The organism is Sphingobium sp. TomTYG75 (assembly GCF_054771635.1).
The window spans coordinates 1,940,564-1,962,059 of sequence record NZ_BSRE01000001.1 but is presented as its reverse complement, the minus strand read 5'-3'; the positions used below and the strand labels follow the sequence as shown (position 1 = coordinate 1,962,059).

The window sequence follows — 21,496 nt, the reverse complement described above, 5'->3', positions numbered from 1 at the left end:
TGCGCAACGCCTGTGAAATCTTAGAACTCGCGCAAACTTCCACGCCTGTCGTTCCTTATGACGAACGGCTTGGATGGGTGGTTTGCGGACTGGCAGGTTTTGGCTCGAGATGAAGAGATAGCAGGTAGATTACGCAGCATCTTTACTGCTTCAGGACAATTCAAACCTTCAAGCGCGCTGGCTTACCTTATGAACGCTCCCATTTCTGTCTTTCACGCCGAACCCTAACTTGTACTTGGCCACCTTCAACACTCCACCCTTGCCATGTTTTGACCTTCAGTCGGTAGAGTGGAAGGACTTTCTGAACGGCATCGTTCCAAGCCTTAAAATCTTTCTCGTCCTTAAATGGGGAACGGGCGATGATTTCACAGCGCTTTAGTTCACCTCGGCGGTCAACATCACAATCAAAAACCGAGTATCGGTAATCATAGCCAGAAATTTTCGGAAGGTATCTTCTCAACTGATCTTCCGAAGGGCGCTTGAGCCAGTCTGGTGTGCCAATGTAGAATGGCTTTATCTCGGGCGGACCGGAAGGTAGGTCTGCCTTGATTATTCCCCCTCTCCGGCGGCGCTCCTCGATGGTTTCGTATACCGGATCAAAGACAACACGGTTCGCCTCTCCCTTACGAAAACGACCAACAACATAGCCGGTTTTCCCGTTTGTTGTGGCCCAGCGGCACCCGCCGCTTTGAGCGCCATCGACAAGAACGTTGATCCAAGAGGCCTTGGATGAGCCTCTGACTACCTTCAGTATTTTGGCCCGGCGGGGAGCGATGCCAGGCCGGACATTTCCTGCACGCGGGAAGTAGACCAGCATGATCGAAGCGTCTTTGGGCAAGCCCTTGGGTAGATCGTAGAACACGACTTCCGATGCTGGCTGAGGAACGCTGCATGCAAATGAATAATTCGGGAGAAGTAGAAATGGAATGAGGAAGCACAAAGCTGTTAATTTCGGCTGCTTGGTCATCTTGCGCTCCCGCATTAAACATCAAGTCCGCTAACCGCAGAAGCCTTTGGTTTCGTTAATGACCGGCTTTGGTCGCTGCCGGTCATAGCCCCTCCCTTTCAAGGGAGGGGTTGGGGTGGGTGCGAGCGCAGCGAGCTCTGTCATATCGGCCATGGAAGAACGCCGCTTGCGCGGCGACCCACCCCCGTCCCCTCCCTTGAAAGGGAGGGGTGATTGAAGGCTGGACTTGATCGTTAGCAGACAGCCCCCTCCTCCGCCTCAGTTTCACGCGTGCCCCGATTGCCACACCATCTCCAAAAACCATCCTATTTCTCCAACACCGCGCGATTTCACCCTGTCCTATTCCGCATCGGCTCGCTTATCCTCGATCCCTCTTTGAAACGTCCGGCACATGCGCACACGCGCGCTCAGGCTCGCGCGCGCATATGGTGTGAACTTCGGCGGAAAACCGCCATTTTTCGTCGCTCCGTTCGCCAGTCCGCAAAAGCAGCTCCTATTTTCATCTGCCCCTCGGGACAGCGTGCTCAATCATGGGGACAGCCATCTCAACCAACCCCACTGGAGCCACCCAGCATTACCCGCTATCCCCTGCGCCCATGGCCCAGAATCATCTCTACCTCGTCGACGGCAGCGGCTACATCTTCCGCGCCTATCACCAGCTTCCGCCGCTCACCAACAAGCATGGTCAGCCTGTCGGCGCGGTCTATGGCTACACCACGATGCTCTGGAAGCTGGCCGAGGAACTGGGCAAGGCAGAAGGCCCCACCCATCTCGCGGTGGTGCTGGACAAGGGCAGCCACACCTTCCGCAACGACATGTACGACCAGTATAAGGCGAACCGCCCGCCCGCGCCGGAGGATCTGGTCCCGCAATTCCCGATGATCCGCGACGCCACCCGCGCCTTCTCCCTCCCCTGCATCGAGGAAGCCGGGTTCGAAGCTGACGACATCATCGCCAGCTATACCAAGGCCGCCGTCGCGGCTGGCTGGCACGTCACCATCGTCAGTTCCGACAAGGACCTGATGCAGCTCATTCAGCCCGGCGTCGACATGTACGACACGATGAAGAATGAGCGGCGCGGCGCCGACTATGTGATGACGAAGTTCGGCGTCCAGCCGGAGCAACTGGGCGATGTTCTCGCGCTGATGGGCGATAGCGTCGACAATGTCCCCGGCATCCCCGGCATCGGCCCCAAGACCGCCGCCAAGCTGATCAGCGAATATGGCGGGTTGGAAGCCGCGCTTGAGGCCGCGCCTTCGATGAAGAAGTCGAAGATGCAGGAAAACCTCATCGCCCATGCCGACATGGCGCGCCTCTCGCGCAGGCTGGTGGCGCTGCACGACGGCATGGACCTGCCCGAACCGCTGGAGGACCTGACGTTAAAGGGCATTCCGCCTGAACCGCTCCAGACCTTCCTGGAACATCACGGCTTCAAGTCGCTCCTGACCCGCCTCGGCGCGCCCGCCGCCGCCGTCGCGGTCGCGACCGCCGCGCTCGCCGTTACGGAAAGCACGCCCCCGTCCGCCGCGGTCCTCGAAGAAGAGCCGCCGATCGACCGCAGCCTCTATGAAACGGTGGTGACGGAAGACGCGCTCGATCGCTGGATCGCCGCCGCCCATGCCGAGGGTTTCGTCGCCGTCGATACCGAAACGGACATGCTCGACTGCGTATCCTGCGCGCTCGTCGGCGTGAGCCTGGCCGTGGGGCCAAACGCGGCCTGCTACATTCCGGTGGGTCATGGCGGGAAGGACATGTTCGCGGAGAAGCCAGATCAGCTTCCCCTCGCCCTCGTCCTTGCGAAGCTCAAGCCGCTGCTCGAAGACGACAGCGTCCTCAAGATCGGTCAGAACCTCAAATATGACCTGACCGTCATGCGCCGCCACGGCATCGAAATCGCGCCCTATGACGACACCATCGTCATGAGCTTCGACCTCGACGCCGGACAAAGTCTCGCAGGCCACGGCATGGACGAGGCGGCCAAGGTCCACCTCAATCACACATGCATCAGCTTCAAGGACGTGTGCGGCACCGGCAAGAGCCAGATCAGCTTCGCCGAAGTCCCGCTCGACAAGGCGACCGAATATGCCGCCGAGGACGCCGACGTCACGCTGCGCCTGTGGAAAATCTACAAGAACCGCATCGCCAATGAAGGCGCGACCCGCGTCTATGAACTGGTGGACCGCCCGCTTGTCTCCGTCATCGCGAAGATGGAGCATGAAGGCATCAAGGTCGATCGCGAAGCCCTCTCCCGCCTCTCCGCCGAATTCACCGCCGAAATCGCCAAGCTGGAAGGCGAAATCCACGCCATTGCGGGCCAGCCTTTCGCCATCGGATCGACCCAGCAGCTGGGCGCGATCCTGTTCGACAAGATGGGATACAAGGGCGGCAAGAAGGGCAAGTCCGGGGCCTATTCCACCGACGTCACCATCCTTGAGCAATTGAAGGCCCAAGGCGCGGAAATCGCCGGAAAGATTTTGGAATGGCGCCAACTGTCCAAGCTCAAATCGACCTACACCGACGCGCTCCAGGCCCAGATCAACAGGGACAGCGCCCGCGTCCACACCAGCTATTCTCTGTCCGGCGCGCAAACCGGCCGCCTGTCCTCGACCGACCCCAACCTCCAAAACATCCCGATCCGCACCGAAGTCGGCCGCCAAATCCGCCACGCTTTCGTCGCCGAACCGGGCAACGTCATCCTCGCGGCGGACTATAGCCAGATCGAGCTGCGCCTCGCCGCTCATATCGCCGACGTCCCGGCGCTCCGAGAAGCCTTCCTTGCAGGCGAAGACATTCACGCCGCCACGGCCCAGCAGCTGTTCGGTGAAGTGAACCGCGACACGCGCGGTCGAGCCAAGACGATCAACTTCGCCATCCTCTACGGCATTTCCCGCTGGGGCCTCGCCGGACGGCTGGAGATCAGCGCCGACGAAGCGCAGGACATGATCAGCCGCTATTATGAGCGCTTCCCCGGGATCAGCCTCTACATCACCGAAACGCTCGAAAAGGCGCGCGCGCGCGGCTATACCGAGACGCTCTTTGGCCGCAAAACCTGGTTCCCGCGCATCAAGGCACCGATCCAGCACGAACGCCAGGGCGCCGAACGCGCCGCCATCAACGCCCCCATTCAGGGCACCAGCGCCGACATCATCAAACGTGCCATGGCCCGCATGGGACCAGCGCTGGCGGCGCAAGGGCTGCACAATGTGAAGATGCTGCTCCAGGTCCATGACGAACTGGTCTTTGAACTGCCCGAAGCGGACGTGGAACAGGCAAGCACCGTCATCCGCCAAGTCATGGAAACTGCCGCCGAACCGATCGTGAAGCTCAGCGTGCCGCTAGGCGTGGAAATCGGTCACGGCCCAAGCTGGGGAGCGGCCCACTGATATTTCGCGCAGAGGGCGCAGAAGCTGGCTAAGGCGCGAGTTTTCTGGTTCACGCGGAGACGCCGAGACGCGGAGGTGTCGCGCTGAGAGGCGAAGCCATATCGCCAAATCGGCAGTCCCACCTAGCTGGACATTGATAAGACAGAGGCTGCGCCGCCTTTTTCTCCGCGCCTCCGCGCCTCCGCGTGAACTAAATCGTCTTTGCGCCCTCTGCGCCTCTGCGCGAATCCAAAAGCCATCAATTCCGCGCGTATCGGTCCTCATACCGCACGATGTCATCTTCGCCCACATAGGACCCGGTCTGCACCTCGATAAACACCATCGGGATGCGGCCCGGATTTTCGATCCGGTGAACTGCGCCTACCGGCACATATACGGACTGGTTCTCCGACAGCAGCTGAACGTCTTCGCCCACCGTCACCTTGGCCGTCCCCTCGACGACGATCCAATGTTCCGATCGATGGAAATGGCTTTGCAGGCTGAGCGAGGCGCCAGGCAGAACTGTGATGCGCTTCACTTGGAAGCGCGAGCCGACGACCAGGCTCTCATACCAGCCCCACGGCCTATGATCCTTCGGAAAAGCCTCCGCCTGCGGCGCGCCCTTGCGCTGCAACGCTTCGACCACCAGCTTCACATCTTGCGTGCGCGATTTGTCGGCGATCAGCACCGCATCATTCATCGCCACCGCCACGATATTGTTGAGACCGAGCCCGACCAGTTCCAACCCCTCGCTCTCCGACCGCAGCAATGTGTCGCGGCAATCCAACGCTGTCGCAGCACCCGATAGCGCCACGCCATTCTCATCCGGCTGCGAATGGCTCCACACCGCATCCCAGCCGCCAAGGTCGGACCATTCCGCATCGAACGGCACGACCGAGAGATTGTCGGCCCGCTCCATGATCGCATAGTCGATGGCGACGCTTTCCGCCTGCCCCCAAGGCTCCGCCGCCAATCGAAGGAAGCCGAGATCGCTCTCCGCCTGCTCAACGGCAGCTCGCACAGCCGACAGGATCGCAGGCGCATGTTGCTCGAAAGCGGCGATCAGGTCCTTTGCGGCAAAGAGGAAGATGCCCGCATTCCACAGATAATCGCCCGTCGCCAGCATCTCCTCCGCCCGCGCCGCATTGGGCTTTTCGACGAAACTGGCGAGCTTGATCGGCGCACCCGAACCATCCGGCTTGTTCTGTGCCTGAAGATAGCCATAGCCCGTCTCGGGCCGCGTCGGGCTGATCCCGAAGGTGACAAGGTCGCCACCCTGCGCTGCGCCCAGCCCCTTGCCCACGGCTGCATGAAACGCCTCAACATCGGGCACGACATGGTCGGAAGGCGCGACAAGCATGATCGCGTCGGGCTTGCGCGCCACCAGATACAGCGCAGCGGCCAATATGGCGGGCGCGGTATTGCGACCTTCCGGCTCGATCAGGATAGCCTGCGGGTCAATATTTTCCTTCGCCAGTTGCTCGGCGATGATGAAGCGGAAGAGTGAGTTGGTAAGGACCAGCGGCCGGTCAAAGGAAAATCGCTCGGCCTTGCCAGAAAGACGCCGCGCGACCGACTGGAACAATGTCGTCTCGCCCAGCAGCGGCACGAATTGCTTGGGATAGGATTTGCGCGACAGCGGCCAGAGCCGAGTACCCGACCCTCCCGCAAGAATGACGGGCGTGACCTCATGAGGTGCATTGCTTGTCGACATGAAATCCTGGCCGCGAAGTGGAACTGAGGGAAAGCTCTAAAGGATCAGCGGCCAGAGGCAAGCGCTTCAAAAAAGGACGGCACGATGGCCGTCCTAATCAAACAATTCTTCCAGGAAGCTCTTCTTGCGCTTCTTCTGATAATATCGGCCATCGTCGCGATATTCGCGATCCGGCCGATAGGGAACCTGCTGCGGCGCCGGAGTTGCGGCAGAGCCTGACCGCTCGATGATCTTGTCGAGTTCGCCCCGGTCCAGCCACACGCCGCGGCATTGTGGGCAATAATCAATCTCTACCCCCTGCCGATCCGTCATCGAAAGTCCGACATGACAGACCGGGCAGAGCATGGCCGACACGGCTTCGGGAGTGCGCATCATTATTCCCGTTCGCCGGTCAGGCTGAGCAGCATCTGGAACAGGTTCACGAAGTTCAGGTACAGCGACAGCGCACCCATGACCTGCATCTTCTGCGCCACTTCATGGCCAGCATAGGCGAAATATTCGGACTTGATCCGCTGCACGTCCCACGCCGTCAGACCGGTGAAGACAACTACGCCGATGATCGAGATCACCATCTGCATGGCCGATGAGCCAATGAAGATGTTGATGAGGCTCGCGACCAATATGCCGATCAGGCCCATGATCAGGAATGAGCCCATTTTCGACAAGTCACGCCCGGTGGTATAACCCCACAACGCCATGGCAAGGAACATCACCGCCGCCGAGAAGAAGGCTTGTGCGATGCTCGCCCCAGTGAAGACCAGGAAGATGCTGGCCAGCGACACGCCCATGACGGCGGAAAAGGCCCAGAAGGCCATCCGCGCGCCCGCAGTCGTCATCTTTTCGATGCGGAAGCTGAAGAAGAACACGAACGCCAGCGGCGCGAAGATCGCCACCCATTTGAGCGGCGTGTTGAAAATCGCGGCGGCCAGCGCGGGCGTATTGCCGATGAAGGCAGCGACCAGGCCAGTGATGACCAAGCCGATCCCCATGTTACGGAAAACGCCCAGCATGTGACTACGCAGCCCGGCGTCATGTTGCGCCGCCTGTGTCGTCCCATAATTGGGTGTACGAACGGGATTGTTCACGGCGTTAAAAACTCCATCCTTCAACAACAAACATCATGTGGATCGAGTGGCCCGGCGCGGTCTTCGCGAGGCTAGAAGGGGGGACAGCCCCACGAACCTGCACCGAGCGCACTCGATGCGGTCCGACATCACAGCTGGATCAACTCCAGCCGCCAGAGGGGCCCGGCCCGCACAAGCAATATTGGAAGTAGAACGCAGGAACGCAACCCATCAGCCCGCCAGCAACAATTTGTTACAAGTCCACGCGAGAGTTGACGGGTCAGTTGAACCGCCGCATGGCTTCGCTCCATGAGCGACCAGTTCACCCCTGCCGAGCAGCATGCCGACGCGCCCTTGCGCCTCTTCAACAGCCTGACCCGTATGGTCGAACCTTTCGCTCCGATCGACGCGAACCACGCGCGCGTCTACAGCTGCGGCCCTACCGTCTATAACTATGCCCATCTCGGCAATCTGCGCGCCTATGTCTTCACGGACACGCTGCGCCGCACGCTGCTGTGGAAGGGCCTGGACGTCACTCACATCATCAACATCACCGACGTCGGCCATCTCACCAGCGACGCCGACGCGGGCGATGACAAGATGGAGGCTGCCGCCCGTGCCCAGGCGAAGAGCATCTGGGACATAGCGGCCCACTATACCGACGCCTTCAAGCGTAACATCGCCGACCTCAACATCATGGCCCCCAGCGAATGGACCATCGCGACCGACTATGTCCCGCAGATGATCGAGTTCGCCAGGAAGATCGCGCCTGCCCACTGCTATGAGTTGGAAGGCGGCCTCTATTTCGACAGCAGCACCGTTCCCGACTATGGCGCACTGGCGGGTGGGCGGGACGATGCTGCCCACGCTCGCATCGATCCGGTAGCGGGCAAACGCAACCCGTCGGACTTCGCCATCTGGCGAAAGTCACCGCCGGGCGAGCAGCGCCAGATGGAATGGGATTCACCCTGGGGGAAGGGAGCGCCAGGATGGCATCTCGAATGCTCGGTCATGAGCGAGGCGCGCCTTGGTCATCCGTTCGACATTCACACCGGCGGCATTGACCATCGGGAAATTCACCATCCCAACGAGATCGCGCAGAATCAGGCTTATTGCGGCTGCAGCGATGCGCAACCCGGCTTCACCGGTGCGCGCTGGTGGATGCACAACAATTTTCTCGTCGATCGCCAAGGCAAGATGAGCAAGTCGAAGGGCGGCTTCACCACCCTCTTCTCGCTGATCGACGCGGGCGTGCATCCGCTCGCCTACCGCCTGCTGTGCCTGGGCGCCCATTATCGCAGCGAGCTGGAGTTCAGCGCCGAAAGCGTCGGCGCGGCGCTGACCCGGCTCAAACGTCTGATCATGGGCGTAGAGGGGCTGAAAAGCCGCGCCGAAGGCGTAACCTGGCAGTCGCCCCGCCTCGATTACCTTCGCGCCAACCTTCACCCCAAGCTCGCGCCGCTGCTCGAACAGTTCGACGCCGCGATCAGCGACGATCTGATGACCCCGCGCGCTCTACCACTGCTGGAAGAGGCGATTGCCATCAAGAAGGTGCCGGTCGATGAGAAGCTGTGCCTGATCGCCGCGTTCGATCAGGCGTTGGGGCTCAACCTCCTTCAACTGAGCCGCGCGGACCTTCGGATCATGCCCAAAGACGCGGAAACGACGCCCACCGAGGTGGAGGCGGAACTCGACCGTCGCCAGAATGCTCGTGCGGAAAAGGATTTCGCCCTGTCGGACCAAATCAGGGATGCTCTCATCGAACGTGGCATCGACGTCATGGACGGTGACCCGCAGCGCTGGGAATGGCGGCCAAGGCTAGGGTAAATCCTTTATTTACCATATGTTACGGTTTCGTAATAATGCGCCAGTCCGTGTCGCGCGCGCGCCTGCCCGGCTGGACAGACCAGTGCAGGAAGCGCACCATCCGCTCATGAAATGGCACATTCTGACAGCTCTGCTCCTGTTCGGGAGCCCGGTGGCCACTCCGCCTGCCGTCGCCCAGCATTTCATGTTCGAAACCGGCACCACGCTGCGCGCAAAGTGCCGCAACAAGGCGCCGGAATATGCGCTGGCCTGCACCGCGTACATCGTCGGCGCGGTGGACGGCATCAAGAAGGACGTGTTCATTGGTCGCGCCCAGCCTAATTGCTGGCCTGACCGGATGCTGGCGGAAGAAGTGCGACGCATCGTCGTCGCCTATCTTGAACGCTATCCCGACCAGCGCAACGCCCCTGCCTCGGTCATCGTCAGTATCGCGCTGAACGAGCATTATCCTTGCAAGAAATGAAGCGGCGGAACTTGGTTCGCGCAGCACGTGGACAATCCGCTGCACCTGAAACCCGCCTTCTCCGCGCCGCATCCTGGATGGGGATGGTATAAACTTGCTTTGATTCCCACATGGGCGTAGGGGCGGCCACTATTTTTAGCATGAGGAGACATGACGTGACGGCGAAGTGGACGCCGGAAAGCTGGCGGGAGCATAAGGGCATTCAGATGCCCTTCTATCGTGACGCACAGGCGCTGGCCGCCGTGGAAGGTCAGCTCAGCCAATTTCCCCCGCTCGTCTTTGCCGGCGAAGCGCGAAACCTAAAGGCTGAACTCGCCAAGGTCACGACCGGCGAGGCATTCCTGCTGCAAGGCGGCGACTGCGCCGAAAGCTTCGCGGAGTTCCACCCGAACAACATCCGCGACACGTTCCGCGTGCTGTTGCAGATGGCGGTAGTGCTGACCTTCGCGTCCAAGCTGCCGATCGTGAAGGTCGGCCGCATGGCGGGCCAGTTCGCCAAGCCGCGCTCGGCCGACACGGAAACGATCGGTGGCGTGGAATTGCCCAGCTATCGCGGCGACAATGTCAACGACATCGCGTTCACGCCGGAATCGCGCGAGCCCGATGCCCAGCGCATGATCCGCGCCTACAACCAGTCGGCGGCGACGTTGAACCTGCTGCGCGCCTTCTCGACCGGCGGTTATGCCAGCCTGGATCGCGTGCATGGCTGGATGCTGGATTTCATGGGCCGCAGCCCGCTCGCGGCGAAGTTCGACGCTGTGGCCGACCAGATCGGCGCGGCGCTCGACTTCATGCGCGCCTGCGGCCTGTCGCCGGAGACTGTGCCGCAGCTTGGCGGAACCAGCTTCTACACCAGCCATGAGGCGCTGCTCCTTCCCTATGAGGAGGCGCTGACCCGTCAGGATTCGCTGACCGGCGACTGGTACGACACGTCCGCGCACATGCTCTGGATCGGCGATCGCACGCGGTTCGAAGGGTCGGCGCATGTCGAATATCTGCGCGGCATCGGCAATCCGATCGGCATGAAGTGCGGCCCGAGCCTTGAGCCCGACGCGCTTATTCGCCTGCTCGACATCCTGAATCCCTCGCGCGAGGCGGGCCGCATCACGCTCATCACGCGCTATGGTCATGACAAGATCGAGGCGGGCCTGCCCAAGCTGGTCCGCGCGGTGATGCGCGAAGGCCATCCGGTCGTCTGGTCCTGCGACCCGATGCACGGCAACGTCATCAAGGCGGCCAATGGATACAAGACGCGGCCCTTCGACCGCATCCTGGCCGAGGTGCGCGGCTTCTTCGCCGTGCACCGGGCCGAGGGCAGCTTCGGCGGCGGCATCCATGCCGAAATGACCGGGCAGAATGTGACGGAGTGCACTGGCGGCGCCATCGCCATCACGGACGAGGGCCTTGCCGATCGCTACCACACCCATTGCGACCCGCGCCTCAACGCAGCACAGAGCCTGGAACTAGCCTTCCTGCTCGCGGAGATGCTGAACGAGGAACTGAAGGAACGCCGCGCGGCGGCTTGATCCTTCAGAACGATCGAAGAGAATCCCGCCGGATATTTCCGGCGGGATTTTTCATGGGCCTTCCCCGCCGAGGACACGGGAAAACCAATCCTGTCACGACAGCGTCATTAACTTATGATTGTCCGCTTGCTTTGGCGGGTCAAAGCCGTAGCTTTCACCCCATGGCAAAGGAACCGGCATTGGCGACCATCGCCGTCTACAGCCTTAAAGGTGGCGTTGGCAAAACCACCTTCGCGATCAATCTGGCTTGGGCATCTGCATCCATCTCGCGGCGACGGACTTTGCTGTGGGATCTTGATCCGCAAGCTGCGGCCAGCTGGCTTATCTCCACGGACAGGCAGAGCCGCGACGCGGCGCAAGCGATCTTCAGCAAGGATGTGGAGGTGCGCAAGCTCATCCAGCCTTCGACCGTGCCCGGCCTCGACCTGATCGCCGCCGACACCTCTCTGCGCAGCCTCGACCACCTCTTTCGCGAGATGGACAAGAAGAAACGGCTCGCAAAGCTGATTGAAAATCTGGGCAAGGATTATGACCGCATCATCCTGGATTGCCCGCCCGGCCTCACTGAAACCAGCGAACAGGTACTGCGTGCCGCCGACATGATCGTGATTCCGGTCATCCCCTCGCCCCTGTCGCAACGTGCAATGGGCGAAGTAGCGCGCTACCTCGTCCAGCGCGGCGGATCGCATCCACCGATCCTGCCCGTCTATTCCATGGTCGACCGCCGCCGCGCACTTCACCGCAAGGCGCTGGAGGAACAGCCCGGCTGGCCCGCTGTCCCGATGGCCAGCATGGTCGAGCAGATGACGGTGAAGAGGAAGCCGCTGGGTGCCTTCGCGGCGTCTTCACCCCCGGCGCAGGCTTTCGCAGGCCTGTGGACGACGATCGAGCGGCAGGTGTTGAAAACGAACTGAGAAGGCTACTGAACCGCCGTTCGCCCTGAGCTTGTCGAAGGGCTCTACTTCTCTGAAGAGAAGTGAAGGGCTTCGACAAGCTCAGCCCGAACAGAGGTTAGTTATCCTATTATGCCTCAGTGCGTTCCGGAGCGGACGCACCAATCAAGCAGCAATGTCATAAGGCCTGATCTCACCCGTCAGATACAGGTTCCGCGCCTTCGACCGGCTCAATTTGCCCGAGCTTGTCCTCGGCAAGGTACGCGGCGGCACCAGCTCCACGACACAGTTCATACCGGTGATCGCCCGCACCCGCTCGCGGATCTGGTCACGAAGCCGCGTACGCTCGTCATTGTCTGACGTGCGGCAATGCACGAGCACCGCAGGCGCTTCCTCGCCACCCGGCGTGGTGATCGCGAAGGCCGCGATGTCGCCCTGCTTGAAACCAGGCAACTGCTCAACGGCCCACTCAATATCCTGCGGCCAGTGATTCTTGCCGTTGATGATGATCATGTCCTTGGCGCGGCCGACAATGTAGAGATAGCCGTCGCTCAGATAGCCCATGTCGCCGGTGTCGAGCCAACCATCCGCCATGCAGGCGTCGGTAGCCTCCTGATCGCGGAAATAGCCCACCATCAGCGATGGGCCGGTAGTCCAGACCTTGCCGATCTGCCGCTCATTCAGCAGCCCGCCGTCCTCGTCACGGATTTCCACAATCATGTCGCGCGCGGGCCTGCCGCAATTGACGATCGAACGAAAGCGTTGCGGGCGTCCCTCGGTCGCGTCGCCGCCCGACAGGTCGGTTTCCTCGACCAGCTCGACGATGATACCCTCACCGGGCGGCATGATGGTGACCGCCAACGTGGCTTCGGCCAGACCATAGCTCGGCAGGAAAGCCTTGGGCGAGAAACCCGCATCAGCGAAGGCGTCGACGAAGCTCTGCATCACGTCGGGCCGGATCATGTCCGCGCCATTGCCCGCGAGCCGCCAGCGCGACAGGTCGAACCGATCCTGAGCCTTCGTCTGGCTCGACATGCGCCGTGCGCAAATGTCGTAGCCGAATGTCGGCGAATAGCTGATCGAGGTGCCTTCATTGCGGCTGATGAGGTCCAGCCACGCGAGCGGACGACGGGCAAAATCCTCGGTCTTCATATAATCGGTCGACACCTGGTTAGCGACGACGGACAGGAAGCAGCCGACTAGACCCATGTCATGATACCAAGGCAGCCAGCTGATGCAGCGATCGCTATCCTGCACCTGCATGCCATGGCTGTGCGCGGCGAGGTTGCTGAGCAGCGCATGGTGCGTCACGGCGACGCCATGGGGGAAGCGGGTCGAACCGCTCGAATATTGCAGATAGGCGATTTCCTCGCCCTTCGCCTGCGGCAGATCGCAGGCCACGGCCTCCCGCGCGATGAAGTCCTCGAAAGCGATGCTCTCGACATCCTTCTGACGGCCTGACTCACCCGCCATCTCTTCCAGCTCCTTGGGGAAGAGGAACAGCATCGGATCACAGCTATCCAATTGGACATTCAGCTGGTCGATATAGCTTTCCTTGCCGCCAAAGCTGGTGGGCAGCGGCAGCGGCACCGGCCACGCACCGGCATAGATAATGCCGAAGAAAAGTTGCGCAAAGTCCGTACCCGTTTCGGCCACCAGAGCCACGCGATGCTCCGGCTTCACACCATGGGCGATCAGGCGGTGGGCGCATGCGATGGCATCGGCGCGCAGTTCGGCAAAGGGATAGGGTCGCGCCAGATTGCCCCGCGCATCATGAAAATTCAGCCCGCGCTGACCCTGCGCCGCATAGTCGAGCGCCTCGCCCAGCGTCTCGAAATCCGAGAAGCGCCGGGGAAGGGCGTCATTGGTCGGCGTCGGTGCCATCATGCTTTGCGAACCCGTCATATTGGTTTCACCCAATTTCAATCTTGTCATCCGGGCGCGCCGCTATCATCTTTGACGCGGCAATGCACCGGATAGTTGCATTCCAGCTTGGCCTTCTACAGCATGAGGCGCGGTAAAATTCCGGCCCCACTGTGGCATAATCAAGGCGCCCGTCGCATAAACCATTGCCATGAAGGCGCTCATATGACCGGCAAACGCCCCCGACCGCCGCTGGATGGCGATAGCCTGCGCGATCTGGCCCTGCGCTATGTCGGCCGTTTCGCGACGAGCCGGGCGAAGCTGCTCGCTTATCTCAACCGCAAGTTGCAGGAACGCGGATGGGCTGGCGAAGGTCCGCCCACGCCGGAACGGCTTGTCGAGCGGCTGGCCGAACTGCGCTATGTCGATGATCGCAGCTTTGCCGTCATGAAAAGCGCGGCGCTTACCCGTCGCGGCTATGGCGCACGCCGCGTTGCACAGACCCTGCGCGCCGATGGCATAGCGGACACTGATCGCGCGGAAGCAGACGCTCAGGTCGATAACGATAGTTGGGCTGCGGCCGATCGTTTCGCCCGCCGCAAACGCCTCGGCCCCTATGCCACGGCAGCAACCGATCCTAAGCAGCGTGAAAAGGCCATCGCCGCTTTCCTGCGCGCAGGCCACAGTTTCGACACCGCCCGTCGCTGGACGAACGCTGCTCCAGGCGAACCGCCAGACCCCGACCAGTGACGGCGCGCCATGGGGCTTCGCAAAATCTGTGGCGCCACTACTCCCGGATAGGCTAGCACAGCAGGATGCGGATCGCCTTTCCCTTCCTGGTCGCGGTTTTAGCCGCCTGTTCTCCCACTCAGCCCAAGGCGGAAAAGACCGCCAGCCCTACAAACCAGCAGACCAATCTGCTCCCCCTTGAAATCCGTACGGACTCGGGCAAGCACCGTTTTGCGGTGGAAACCGCCATCACCGAAAAGGAGCAGGAAAAGGGCCTGATGTTCCGCAAGTCCCTGGATGCAAATAGCGGCATGCTCTTTCCCATGTCGCCGCCCCGCACCGCCAGCTTCTGGATGAAGGACACGCTGATCCCGCTCGACATGCTCTTCATCCGCACCGACGGGGTGATCGCCTTCATCGCCGCCAATGCCGCACCCTATTCACGCGTGCCGGTTTCTGCAGGCGTTCCTGTGGCGGCCGTCCTTGAACTGCGAGGCGGGCGGGCGGCTGAACTCGGCATCGCCGAGGGCGACAGTGTATCTTGGGGCAGCTGCGTCGATCCCGCGGTCAAAAGCCCCGCCAACCTCGATTTCTGCCCACCGCGCACCCGCTGACGCCATATCCGCCTTGCCAATCCCCCACGGCAGGCGCTAAGCGCTTGCCCCATGGGAATCCTGGCCAAGATCTTCACCTGGTGGAATGGCGCGACCATCGGCACCGCACTTTATACCTCCCGCAAGGGCAAGAAAGTGGGCGAGGACCATCAGGGCAATGTCTATTATGAAGGCGGCACGGACGTGCACGGCCACACCCGCCGCTGGGTAATCTACAACGGCAATAACGACGCTAGCCGCGTGCCTGCGGAATGGCATGGGTGGCTGCATCACACGATCGAAGGAACGCCGGAAAGCTTCCTCCCCCCGCCCCGTATCTGGGAACGGGATTTCACGCCCAACGCGACTGGCACTCCCAATGCTTACCGGCCCACGGGTGCGCTGGAAAAAGGTGCGCAGCGCCAGCGCGCGACCGGCGATTATGAAGCGTGGAGCCCCGACGCATCATGACCCTGCGCCCGGCGGGGACGGTCCTGCCGATCCTGCCCCTCGCCCTGCTGTTGTCGCTTGCGGCCTGCGGCGGCGATGAACTCCCCACTGCGAACCAGACCGGCCCCGTGAAGATCGAGGGGCAGAAGATTCGCAATGGCGATTCTTCTGCCCTGCCTGGCACGCCCATGGCGGATCGCGTCGCGGTGATCGGCCTGCTCAACAAGCGCAACGGCATCACCACCGACCTCACGATGAAGCCCGGCGACGCCTTACGCGTAGGCGACGCAATCGTCCGCCTGCAGGCGTGTGAGACGACCGCCCCCTGGGAAAATGTTCACGAAACCGGGGCTTTCGTTCAACTCGATGTGCGCAGCACCGCCGACAATAAGTGGCGCCGCAACTTTTCGGGCTGGCTGTTCAAGGAACGGCCCGACCGCAACGTGGTGCAGCATCCTATCTACGATGTATGGGTAAGAAGCTGCACGATGTCCTGGCCGGAAAGCGGCCCCGACACGGTCAAGCTTGGCGGCAAAGGCGAACCCCCATCGGACGCGTCTCCGCCGAGCGGCGCAAATGCCAGTTCGGCCCAGCCCCCCGAACCCCCGGCCAATGCCGAAGAACGGCCCGCGCCTAGCGGCACATCGCCCAGCGCACCTGCCAACAACCCCAGATAATCCTTCTGGCTGATTTCTATCGCGCCCAATGACCGAAGATGGTCGGTCATGAATTGGCAGTCGAGCAAGGTGAAGCCTGAAAAGAGCATGCGGGCGGTGAGCCAAGCCAGAGCGACCTTTGAAGCATCGGTTTTTCGAGACACCATGCTTTCGCCAAAAAAGGCTTGGCCCAAAGCGACGCCATAGAGGCCCCCCGCCAGCTCCTCGCCATCCCAAACCTCGATCGAATGCGCAAAGCCGATCTCGTGCAGATGCCGGTATGTCTGCTCGATCTCCTTGTTGATCCAGGTCGACGGCCGATCCTCCGCCGCCTGCGCGCATAGCGAGACAATAGCGCCAAAATCGCGGTTGGCAGTCACGCGGAAACGCTCCTGCCGGATCGTCTTGGCCAGCGAATGGGACATGCGAAAGCCATGGAGCGGCATGATCGCTCGCCGCTTGGGCTCAATCCAATAAACCTCCTCCGCATCCCGGTCATCCGACATGGGAAACACGCCGATGGAATAGGCCTGCAGCAGGACCAGAGGATCTATCGTCATTGGATGAAGGCTTAGCGAGACGATGGCACGGGCGCCAGAGGGGCTTTGCCGCAATTCTAAAACGTAGCTCCGCAATGACATCGAGGGGTGGATTGCAGTCATAGCCCCTCCCTTGAAAGGGAGGGGAGATAAAAAGAGTCGGATTTTGGTCGTCAGCCGACAAGTCGGCCTGTCCCAACCCGTTCGGCGACCTACCTCTCACCCCTCACTTTCAGCGCGAATAAACCGCAGCACTCCTGCCATCCGCGCAAGCCCGCCATTGTCACTCGGATGGTTCTTGCCATCCAGCACGGGCACCTCATCGAAATCAAAGGGGCTCATTCCCTCAAGGCATGCCACATTCACCCCATATTCGTTTGCATTGGAGCGGCGCTGGTGGTGCGTGTAGATGCCGCACCGCGAGCAGAAGAAATGCTCCGCCGCTCCCGTATTGAAGCGATAGCTCGTCAGCATATCGGCGCCCCGAACGACATGAAGCCCGTCCAACTTCGCCGTAACAGCTACGGCGCCCCGCATCCGGCAAAATGAGCAGGTGCATCGGCGGGCGCTGTCGAGGCCATTGCTCAGCTCAACCTCGAACCGGACGGCGCCGCAATGACACTGGCCGCCATGTCTGCTTGCATCCGCCATCGCCCGACCTCCCTCGACTTGAACTTAACCATAAACAAAAAGGGCGAGCCTTGCAGCCCGCCCTCTTACCTATCTCATCTGACGAAGCGCCTTAGTAAACGCGCGCCTTGGGCTTGATATATTCGGCCTCGTCGGTGAGCGTGTAGTCGTGCACGGGACGGTAATCGAGCGACACCTTGCCGCCCTTGCCGCCCCAACCGTCGAACCAGCTGACGGTGTGCTTCATCCACGTCTCGTCATCGCGATTAGGGAAATCCTCATGCGCATGCGCGCCACGGCTTTCCTTGCGGTTTTCCGCGCTGACCATGGTGCAGACCGCCTGGGACATCAAATTGTCCAGTTCCAGCGTCTCGATGAGGTCGGTGTTCCAGATCAGCGAACGGTCGGAAACGCCAACGTCTTGCATGCTCGCATTGACCTGCGCCATCTTGGTGACGCCTTCGGACAGCAGCGCGCTGTCGCGGAACACGGCGGCATGCTTCTGCATGGTGTGCTGCATTTCGAGGCGAATCTTCGCCGTCGGCGAACCACCCTTGGCGTTGCGGTAGTGATCCAGACGCGACAGCGCCAGATCGGCCGCATCGGTGGGAAGCGGACGATGCGAGCCATTGGGCTTGATCGTTTCCTTGAGGTGCAGGCCGGTAGCGCGGCCGAACACGACAAGGTCGATCAACGAGTTGGAGCCCAGACGGTTCGCGCCATGGACCGACACGCAGGCTGCTTCGCCGACCGCGTAGAGGCCCGGCACAACGACTTCCGGATCGTCGCCGACCTTCGTCACCACCTGACCATGATAGTTACAGGGGATACCGCCCATATTATAGTGGACAGTCGGCGTCACCGGCAGCGGCTGGCGGGTCAGATCCACGCCCGCGAAGATCTTGCCGCTCTCGGTGATGCCCGGCAGACGCTCCGCCAGCACCTTGGGATCGATATGGTCGAGGTGCAGGAAGATGTGGTCCTTGTTCGGACCCACGCCACGCCCTTCGCGCATTTCCATCGCCATAGAGCGCGACACGACGTCACGCGACGCCAGATCCTTCGCCGACGGTGCATAACGCTCCATGAAGCGCTCGCCCTCGGAGTTGGTGAGATACCCACCCTCGCCGCGTGCACCCTCGGTGATCAGCACGCCCGCGCCATAGATGCCGGTCGGGTGGAACTGCACGAATTCCAGGTCTTGCAAAGGCAGACCAGCGCGCAGCACCATGCCGCCGCCGTCGCCGGTGCAGCTATGCGCCGAGGTGGCGGAGAAGTAAGCACGGCCATAACCGCCGGTCGCCAGCACCACCGCCTTGCTGCGGAAGCGATGGATCGATCCATCCTCCATGCAGATGGCGATCACGCCACGGCATTCCTTGCCGTTCGGGCCGTCTTCCATGATCAGGTCAATAGCGAAATATTCGATGTAGAAGTCCGCGTCATACTTCAGGCTCTGCTGATAGAGCGCATGAAGCATGGCATGGCCGGTACGGTCCGCGGCGGCGCAGGTGCGCTGCACCGGCGGGCCGGCGCCCATATTCTGCATGTGACCGCCGAAGGGACGCTGATAGATCGTGCCATTCTCGTTGCGGCTGAACGGCACGCCGGCATGTTCCAGCTCGATCACGGCCGCAGGCGCTTCGCGCACCATATATTCGATCGCGTCCTGGTCGCCCAGCCAGTCCGACCCCTTGACGGTGTCGTACATGTGCCAGGTCCAGTGGTCGGGCGAGTTGTTGCCGAGCGAAGCGGCGATTCCACCCTGCGCCGCGACGGTATGCGAGCGAGTCGGGAACAGCTTGGTGATGCAGGCGGTCTTCAGGCCCGCTTCGGCGCTGCCCATGGTCGCGCGAAGGCCCGAACCGCCAGCGCCCACCACGACCGTGTCGTAGGTGTGATCGATGATCTTGTAGGCTTCGCTCATTACTTGACAATCCCCGTGAAGGCGATCTTGGCGATCGCGAAGATGCCAGCGGCGGCGCCAGCGATGGTGTAGAAATTCAGCAGCAGGATGCAGAAGAAGTTCAGCCCCTTGTCGTGAACATAATCCTCCAGCATCACCTGCATGCCCAGGCGCAGGTGATAGAAGATGCTGACCAGCATCAGCACCAGCGGCACTGCTACCAGCGGATTGGCGATCCAGTTGCGGACGCTCTCATAATCCAGCCCCGGCAGGCTCACGAGGCTGAAGATCAGCCACAGAACGAGCAGCAGGTTGCCGACAGCCGTGTAACGCTGCGCCAGCCAGTGGTGCGCGCCATGCCTGGCCGAACCAAGGCCACGAACGCGGCCGATTCCGGTTCCCGTACCCATCAGATTTTCCCCGAAAAGATAGTGGCCCACAACGCAACGGTGGCCAGCGTAGACAGCACCGGGATCACCAGCGACCAGGTCTTGTTGGTGTTGAGCTCATAGCCCGCACCCATATCCAGTACGAAGTGGCGCAGGCCCGACATCAGATGCTGGAAGAAGAACCAGCTGATGCCGATCATCACCAGATAACCAAGCGGCGAAGTGGCGCATTTGATGAAGGTGGCATAGGCTTCGGGACCGATCGCAGCGGCCATCAACCACCAAACCACGCCCAGAATCCCGACCGTGGCCAGACCGTTGCCGGTCACGCGGTGCAGGATGGAGATGGCCATAGCAGGCCCCCATTTCCAGATCGTCAAATGCGGCGAGAGCGGCCGGCTCGTGGTTCGCGCCATATCTACCTACGTCCCTGATGCTTGTCCCTGATTCCCGTCCCCTTAAGAGCGAACGGTCAAGAGGGCAAGCCGCGCTGGCAGAGGGACCGGGCGATCACGGCTAAGAACTGATTAACCAGATCGCGCTATGACCCGACGGACAAACAAGAGAATTGAGGTTTGCCGCATATGACGTCCGTCGCACCAGCGAAGAGCGCAATGATCGCCAGCATGGCGGAAATAGATCCCACCGGCGAATTGGCGGCGGGGCTTCGCGAGATTCGGGACATGATAGGCGACGGCGCGTCGATCGCGGCCCGTACCTTCTTCGACAGCTACATGGATCAATCTCATCTGCGCAGCGTCCTGGCCGCCTCCACGATCGCCAAGATCGAAACCGAAGCACATGAATATGTGCGGCAGAAGCTCAGCTTCTATGAGGCAGGCAGTTGGGCGGGCAGCTCCATCGCCTGTGTCCGATTGGCCCGCAAACGCGGCTTGCCCCTGGGTCTCGTCCTGACGGCGGTATCGGAAGCCAACAAGCAGTTGACCAACCTCGTCTGGCAAAAGGCGGCGGATGATGCCACCCGCCAGCGCCTTGTAAACATCATCACCATGGTCAGCATGGTCGATGCCAGCATGATGACCAACGCCTTCGCGGGCGACGAGGCAGAAGCGCAGCGCAACGAACGGCAACGCATCGGCACCCTGTTCGAGCAGCGGATCATGGGTGAGATCGACGGCGCTTCCCAGCTCGGCGAATCGCTGCGTGAACAGGCGAAGGATGCCTCTGCCGCCACACGCGGCATGTTGGGCAAGGCTTCGGAAGTCGCCGCTGCCGCTGAACAATCGGCAATCGCGATGCGCGAAGCAGCCCGCACCTCTGCGGGGCTGATCCGGGCCATCGAGGATGCCCGCACGGAAGTCGAAAGCGCCGCAGACGTTGCGCAGCGTGCCGCGCGGCAGTCGGGCGATGCGGTGACGATGTCGGCAACTCTGACTGAGCATGCGAAATCGATCGAGTCGATCCTGGGCCTGATCCGCGACATTGCGGGCCAGACGAACCTGCTCGCCCTCAACGCCACCATCGAAGCGGCGCGCGCGGGCGACGCGGGACGCGGCTTTGCTGTGGTGGCGCAGGAAGTGAAGAGCCTTGCGAACCAGACCGCTCGGGCGACCGATGAAATCGCGGGCAAGATCGCGGACATTCAGGCTTCGACGCGGCAGTCGGTCGAAACCAATGAACGAATCCGCGATACGGTCGGGGAAGTGCAGTCGAGCGCCGATCGCATCCGTCATGCCATGGACGCTCAAGCCCAGACGGTTACCATGATCACCGCCGCTGTCGATGAGACAGCGCTGGCGGCCGACTCCATGTCGAGCACCATTTCCGCCATCCGTCAGGATACGGAAGTCGTTGCTTCCGAAATCGACCAGCTGGAACGCGGCTTCATGAGCGTCGAAGGCAAGCTTGCCAGCCTGCGTGCCGCATCCTCCGATTTTGGACGGCAGGTGGCCTGAGTTTCAGGG

At 61.5% G+C, this 21,496-nt stretch carries 19 protein-coding genes and 1 pseudogene; 10 read left to right on the top strand and 10 right to left on the bottom strand.

Annotated features, from left to right (window positions below; translation table 11 throughout):
- Positions 1-187: 187 nt before the first annotated feature.
- Entirely contained in the window at positions 188-967 is a 780-nt protein-coding gene (locus ACYU81_RS09910; RefSeq protein WP_460987489.1) for a hypothetical protein, read from the bottom strand.
- A gap of 596 nt (positions 968-1,563) precedes the next feature.
- On the opposite strand from ACYU81_RS09910, the gene polA reads away from it, so the two are divergent.
- On the top strand, positions 1,564-4,350 hold the full coding sequence (gene polA, locus ACYU81_RS09905) for a DNA polymerase I (RefSeq protein ID WP_460987488.1): 2,787 nt from the start codon (positions 1,564-1,566) through the stop codon (positions 4,348-4,350).
- Between the two features lie 238 nt (positions 4,351-4,588).
- On the opposite strand, the gene ACYU81_RS09900 is transcribed toward polA, so the two are convergent.
- The 3 genes from ACYU81_RS09900 to ACYU81_RS09890 all read right to left on the bottom strand — a co-directional run bounded on the left by ACYU81_RS09900 (position 4,589) and on the right by ACYU81_RS09890 (position 7,128).
- Positions 4,589-6,043, bottom strand: coding sequence for a mannose-1-phosphate guanylyltransferase/mannose-6-phosphate isomerase (locus ACYU81_RS09900; protein WP_460987487.1), 1,455 nt, complete (start codon positions 6,041-6,043; stop codon positions 4,589-4,591).
- Positions 6,044-6,136: 93 nt separating this feature from the next.
- On the bottom strand, positions 6,137-6,415 hold the full coding sequence (locus tag ACYU81_RS09895; protein WP_460987486.1) for a TFIIB-type zinc ribbon-containing protein: 279 nt from the start codon (positions 6,413-6,415) through the stop codon (positions 6,137-6,139).
- Positions 6,416-6,417: 2 nt separating this feature from the next.
- Positions 6,418-7,128, bottom strand: coding sequence for a Bax inhibitor-1/YccA family protein (locus ACYU81_RS09890; RefSeq protein WP_196225352.1), 711 nt, complete (start codon positions 7,126-7,128; stop codon positions 6,418-6,420).
- 288 nt (positions 7,129-7,416) lie between these two features.
- On the opposite strand from ACYU81_RS09890, the gene cysS reads away from it, so the two are divergent.
- The 4 genes from cysS to ACYU81_RS09870 all read left to right on the top strand — a co-directional run bounded on the left by cysS (position 7,417) and on the right by ACYU81_RS09870 (position 11,837).
- A complete protein-coding gene (cysS, locus tag ACYU81_RS09885) occupies positions 7,417-8,934 on the top strand; it encodes a cysteine--tRNA ligase (protein ID WP_460987485.1) in 1,518 nt (505 codons plus the stop codon).
- A gap of 184 nt (positions 8,935-9,118) precedes the next feature.
- Positions 9,119-9,397 (top strand): Rap1a/Tai family immunity protein, encoded by a 279-nt coding sequence (locus tag ACYU81_RS09880; RefSeq protein WP_460988162.1) that lies wholly within the window; start codon positions 9,119-9,121, stop codon positions 9,395-9,397.
- A 155-nt stretch (positions 9,398-9,552) separates the two neighbouring features.
- The gene (locus ACYU81_RS09875) at positions 9,553-10,923 is read left to right on the top strand and encodes a class II 3-deoxy-7-phosphoheptulonate synthase (RefSeq protein WP_460987484.1); all 1,371 of its coding nucleotides are present in this window, start codon (positions 9,553-9,555) and stop codon (positions 10,921-10,923) included.
- Between the two features lie 161 nt (positions 10,924-11,084).
- On the top strand, positions 11,085-11,837 hold the full coding sequence (locus ACYU81_RS09870) for a ParA family protein (RefSeq protein ID WP_460987483.1): 753 nt from the start codon (positions 11,085-11,087) through the stop codon (positions 11,835-11,837).
- A gap of 144 nt (positions 11,838-11,981) precedes the next feature.
- Here the strand turns inward: ACYU81_RS09870 and ACYU81_RS09865 are convergent, their stop codons facing one another.
- Entirely contained in the window at positions 11,982-13,703 is a 1,722-nt protein-coding gene (locus ACYU81_RS09865; protein WP_449474588.1) for a fatty acyl-AMP ligase, read from the bottom strand.
- 201 nt (positions 13,704-13,904) lie between these two features.
- On the opposite strand from ACYU81_RS09865, the gene ACYU81_RS09860 reads away from it, so the two are divergent.
- The 4 genes and pseudogenes from ACYU81_RS09860 to ACYU81_RS09845 all read left to right on the top strand — a co-directional run.
- Positions 13,905-14,429: a regulatory protein RecX gene (locus ACYU81_RS09860; RefSeq protein WP_460987482.1), complete on the top strand. Its 525-nt coding sequence runs from the start codon at positions 13,905-13,907 to the stop codon at positions 14,427-14,429.
- A 65-nt stretch (positions 14,430-14,494) separates the two neighbouring features.
- Positions 14,495-15,022 (top strand): DUF192 domain-containing protein, encoded by a 528-nt coding sequence (locus ACYU81_RS09855; protein WP_460987481.1) that lies wholly within the window; start codon positions 14,495-14,497, stop codon positions 15,020-15,022.
- Between the two features lie 51 nt (positions 15,023-15,073).
- On the top strand, positions 15,074-15,472 hold the full coding sequence (locus ACYU81_RS09850) for an NADH:ubiquinone oxidoreductase subunit NDUFA12 (RefSeq protein WP_460987480.1): 399 nt from the start codon (positions 15,074-15,076) through the stop codon (positions 15,470-15,472).
- Positions 15,469-15,876 (top strand): annotated as a pseudogene (locus ACYU81_RS09845) (DUF2155 domain-containing protein); the annotation flags it as partial. The gene ACYU81_RS09850 and the pseudogene ACYU81_RS09845, both read left to right, overlap by 4 nt.
- Positions 15,877-15,911: 35 nt before the next feature.
- Here ACYU81_RS09845 and aat read toward each other — a convergent pair.
- From aat to sdhC, 5 genes are all read right to left on the bottom strand, one after another.
- Positions 15,912-16,667: a leucyl/phenylalanyl-tRNA--protein transferase gene (aat, locus tag ACYU81_RS09840; RefSeq protein ID WP_460987479.1), complete on the bottom strand. Its 756-nt coding sequence runs from the start codon at positions 16,665-16,667 to the stop codon at positions 15,912-15,914.
- 198 nt (positions 16,668-16,865) lie between these two features.
- Entirely contained in the window at positions 16,866-17,297 is a 432-nt protein-coding gene (locus ACYU81_RS09835) for a GFA family protein (protein ID WP_460987478.1), read from the bottom strand.
- Positions 17,298-17,388: 91 nt separating this feature from the next.
- Positions 17,389-19,203: a succinate dehydrogenase flavoprotein subunit gene (sdhA, locus tag ACYU81_RS09830; protein WP_460987477.1), complete on the bottom strand. Its 1,815-nt coding sequence runs from the start codon at positions 19,201-19,203 to the stop codon at positions 17,389-17,391.
- Entirely contained in the window at positions 19,203-19,592 is a 390-nt protein-coding gene (gene sdhD, locus ACYU81_RS09825) for a succinate dehydrogenase, hydrophobic membrane anchor protein (RefSeq protein ID WP_460987476.1), read from the bottom strand. Before sdhD ends, sdhA begins: the two co-directional genes overlap by 1 nt.
- Positions 19,592-19,987 (bottom strand): succinate dehydrogenase, cytochrome b556 subunit, encoded by a 396-nt coding sequence (sdhC, locus tag ACYU81_RS09820; RefSeq protein ID WP_460987475.1) that lies wholly within the window; start codon positions 19,985-19,987, stop codon positions 19,592-19,594. Before sdhC ends, sdhD begins: the two co-directional genes overlap by 1 nt.
- Positions 19,988-20,155: 168 nt before the next feature.
- On the opposite strand from sdhC, the gene ACYU81_RS09815 reads away from it, so the two are divergent.
- The gene (locus tag ACYU81_RS09815; protein ID WP_196225339.1) at positions 20,156-21,487 is read left to right on the top strand and encodes a methyl-accepting chemotaxis protein; all 1,332 of its coding nucleotides are present in this window, start codon (positions 20,156-20,158) and stop codon (positions 21,485-21,487) included.
- Positions 21,488-21,496: the final 9 nt, after the last annotated feature.